This is a genomic window from Mesorhizobium sp. M1227, assembly GCF_040318315.1.
GTDB lineage: Bacteria > Pseudomonadota > Alphaproteobacteria > Rhizobiales > Rhizobiaceae > Mesorhizobium.
In genome coordinates, this window is the sequence record NZ_JAMYLZ010000087.1 from 1 (window position 1) to 3,172 (window position 3,172).

Below are 3,172 nucleotides of genomic sequence, written 5' to 3' on the forward strand. Positions count from 1 at the left end.
CCGTGATCGCCTCTGCCCATGGCAGGTAGAGCGGCCGAAGCCGTTCGCCTGTTTCTGGCGCTGTTTTGACAGGGAGTGCATTGGTCATTCGGCCCATAGCGCTTTTCTGCGGCCCGCCGTTTCGCCCGACATCAGGGAACGATATCGCCCCCCATGTATTAGAAACCCATGGACACTATGGAACCCCACGGCCACGGGATAGCGGTCGATATTTTGACATCGGAAGTTGCCAATGCCAGGCAGCGCATCCACCGGACCGAGCTCGCGCTTCAACGTACTGAAGAAATGCTGGCCGAAAATCTCGCGCTGTGCAGCAGGATACGAACTGCGGTCGAGGCCGCAGACCGCTTGATGGAGATCGATCCCCCCAGCTTTGAACGACGTCGCACGGGTTGAACTGGGCCGGCGTTTCATTCGTCGCGGCCTTGCGGCACCCTGCCGCAAGAGCCTGCCCTATTGGCAGCGTGAGCAAACATTGGACAGAAGCATTCCAACGTTCACGATGTGCAACGCCGACGCCAGACCGACACGAATCTTCAGTTCAAAGAGCGAGGATAATGCTGCGGCAAACGAAGGTGGCACGGAGGGTCTTCGCGCGAGCCAGTTATCCGATCTCCCGCTCAGAAATTTATACTTAATATTCCGACGTCCTGATGGAACCCATTCGTTGCGGGCGAGTTGCGGCTCATTGGGAGGGACTTCCATGGCAACCAGCAACAAAGCAGACCATCAGTCTGTCTCCGAAGCGTTTCGGAAACTGATCCGTTCCGAGGGCTATCGTCATAACGTACAAACGTTCTTAAATCTGGGGGTCGAACCAGAACTGCCGCCAACCCTACAGTCATTACTTGCGGCTATTGATCGGGCCAAAGAGGGGCCGACCGAAGAAGTCCCTTAGCGGGCTGGCTGAGCTCAAAGCGGAAGAGTACAGAGGCTCGCTCCGTACTTGTTTCTCTGGTTCCCGCTAAGAAATTTCCATCAAACATTCTTCTTGATTTTTCCCGACAGAGGATCATGAATGTTCCGCGTGGGTTCTCGCTGAGGTGGGAGGCCTAGTATGAACGTTTGGACGAACTGCCGACCGAGCAAAGTGACTGCCCATAAGCTTGTTAAAGAGCTGATCTTACAAGCCGGTCGCGGCCAAATCATCTCCGTGAAAGAGACCATCGCAGCGGTGCGCCGAGCCGGGCCGCATCTGGTGGAAAGTGACTGCGCGCTGGTCGAGCTTATTGTCGAGATTGGCCCAGCCTTTGGCCTGTTCGTCGCGTTCGACCTTCGCGAATAGCCACATGGCAACCCATTGGTTCAACCCTCTATGAGATCGAGAGGGGCACGGGGAACTTCGCGCGAGCTGGTCGTCCAATCCCGGCTCAGAGATTCTCACCAAATTATTCGCTTCCCCTTCGGAACCCTTTCACAACGAAAGTGTTTCAGACCGAATGTGGGAACGACCTTATGCCGGCACGACCAACAGCAGGGACAGCCTTTCAACGGCTGATCAGCTCAGAAGATAATCGTCAGATGCTCCGCAACAGGCTTGGTCTCGAAGTCGACGAGAAACTGCCGGCGTCCCTTGCTGCATTGTTGCAGGAGCTTGAGCGGCGAGAGCAGGTCGAGGTTGATTGGAGCGCCACCACTTTGGCAGCGCGGGCTTCTATGGCCTTCGACGAACCAGAAGGAAGCTTCAGTGACCCTCATGGCCATGCTGCGTAGGGGACGTGCCTTCCGAGGGATGATCAGTTCGGAAGACTACTGCCGGAAGCTGCGCAGGCTCCTAAGGTTTGTAGGCGAACCAACTCTGACACCGACGCTTGCCACACTGGCGCGGGAGCTTTCAGAGCAGTCTGAGCTGCGGAAGCTGGAATCGGCCGACAAAATTCCATAGTTGCCCGACATTTCCCCACATGACAACCCACTGGTTCAACCCTCCGATCCCTGTCAAGACTGAGCGTCTCGGGATCATCCGCAATGTCAACAACGCCGAGGCAGCCGGCGAGGAACTGATGAACTGGACCAAGCGTGGCCCTTGTGGGACGTCGCGGTGCGTGTTTGCATGGCCGTGATTTTCGACGAGATGGAACCTGAGAAGGCTCGCAAGGCGTTCCTGGCTGCTGCAAAGAGGAGGGGACGTTACTCCCCCCAATGGCAACTAGCTAACTTGGATGGCGGTAAAGATTCTCTGACCAACACCGCCTTCGCGAAAGGGGCCCGCCGCCGGTGAGGAAGAGAGGCGATGGACCCCCCTACAGCGGCTGCACATCACGAAGAATCCGCTGCCGCCTCTAAACCCGCGAGGGCCTACATCGTTCCGTTAGCTGCGGCTAAACGGGGTTGGTCGGCGGGCTCTTGCGGCTTTAAGTTCCTCTTATGGGTCCTCTCTGGTTCTCTCTGACTTCGGATAGGAGGCGCGGGGGTCGCTTTCGCCGCTTCGGCGGTCCCGTCCGGCTGTGCTTTTCGGACAAACGCAGGGTATGAGTCCGAAGTATGCTACAATTTTCGGACACGCGTTGGCGGCCTCCATCGTCCTTCGGACGTGGCGCTCGGCCAGGCCGCGCGGCTGGTTGTCATCGTCCTCGGCTTCAATTCACATAGTGGCTACGCAGGTATTATTTGAGAAGTTGCACAGCGCATGGAATTTCAAAGGATACACGGCCTTCGCGCTAATACGATAGCATCCCACCTTCCAGCTTCTCAAATTAAGCGCCTATCCTGACGCCAGTGTCCGTAAGGACCACCTGTCCTGGCATTGCCTATCAGTGCAACGACTTCGAGCGGGCCGCCGAGCCGCTGAGCAACTGTTGCACAGGACCAAGCAGCGTGGCCCAAATGGCCCAGCGCAGTGCAGCTCTGCCAGCATGCCTTTGATCGATCAGGTGAAACGCGAAGTGGTCCGCGGGGCGTTTCTCGAAACGGCCAAGGAACAAGGAAACCTACTGCCTCGTTAGCATCTGCGACTGAAAGCCCTACTCTCGGCCGGGCTCGAATCTAACAAAGAGCATCGTCGGCTCTGCAGCATGGCGGCGGTCATGGAACTGGCAAGCGAGGACCCATTGGCTTGTCCGACTATCGTTGTGACCTTGCCCCTCTGATCTAATCCGGTTTGAAGTTCGTTCTGGCCCATCGAGAGGACCAGGACATGAAACGTAGCCGCTTCTCTGAAGAGCAGATCATC

At 57.1% G+C, this 3,172-nt stretch carries 4 protein-coding genes and 1 pseudogene; all 5 read left to right on the top strand.

Going from position 1 to position 3,172, the window contains the following annotated elements; genetic code table 11:
• Nucleotides 1–168: 168 nt before the first annotated feature.
• Complete coding sequence (locus NKH28_RS34100; protein WP_352542989.1) at nt 169–396, top strand: hypothetical protein; 228 nt, start codon at nt 169–171, stop codon at nt 394–396.
• A gap of 307 nt (nt 397–703) precedes the next feature.
• On the top strand, nt 704–898 hold the full coding sequence (locus NKH28_RS34105; protein ID WP_352981439.1) for a hypothetical protein: 195 nt from the start codon (nt 704–706) through the stop codon (nt 896–898).
• A 159-nt stretch (nt 899–1,057) separates the two neighbouring features.
• Complete coding sequence (locus NKH28_RS34110; protein ID WP_352473844.1) at nt 1,058–1,285, top strand: hypothetical protein; 228 nt, start codon at nt 1,058–1,060, stop codon at nt 1,283–1,285.
• 140 nt (nt 1,286–1,425) lie between these two features.
• Nucleotides 1,426–1,713: a hypothetical protein gene (locus tag NKH28_RS34115; protein ID WP_352981440.1), complete on the top strand. Its 288-nt coding sequence runs from the start codon at nt 1,426–1,428 to the stop codon at nt 1,711–1,713.
• A gap of 268 nt (nt 1,714–1,981) precedes the next feature.
• A pseudogene (locus NKH28_RS34120) lies at nt 1,982–2,221 on the top strand (DUF982 domain-containing protein); the annotation flags it as partial.
• Between the last annotated feature and the right edge of the window lie 951 nt (nt 2,222–3,172).

What these genes read in the sequence shown, in the direction of transcription:
- NKH28_RS34100 (WP_352542989.1), top strand. Translation starts at nt 169, where the DNA reads ATGGACACTATGGAACCCCACGGCCACGGGATAGCGGTCGATATTTTG.
- NKH28_RS34105 (WP_352981439.1), top strand. Translation starts at nt 704, where the DNA reads ATGGCAACCAGCAACAAAGCAGACCATCAGTCTGTCTCCGAAGCGTTT.
- NKH28_RS34110 (WP_352473844.1), top strand. Translation starts at nt 1,058, where the DNA reads ATGAACGTTTGGACGAACTGCCGACCGAGCAAAGTGACTGCCCATAAG.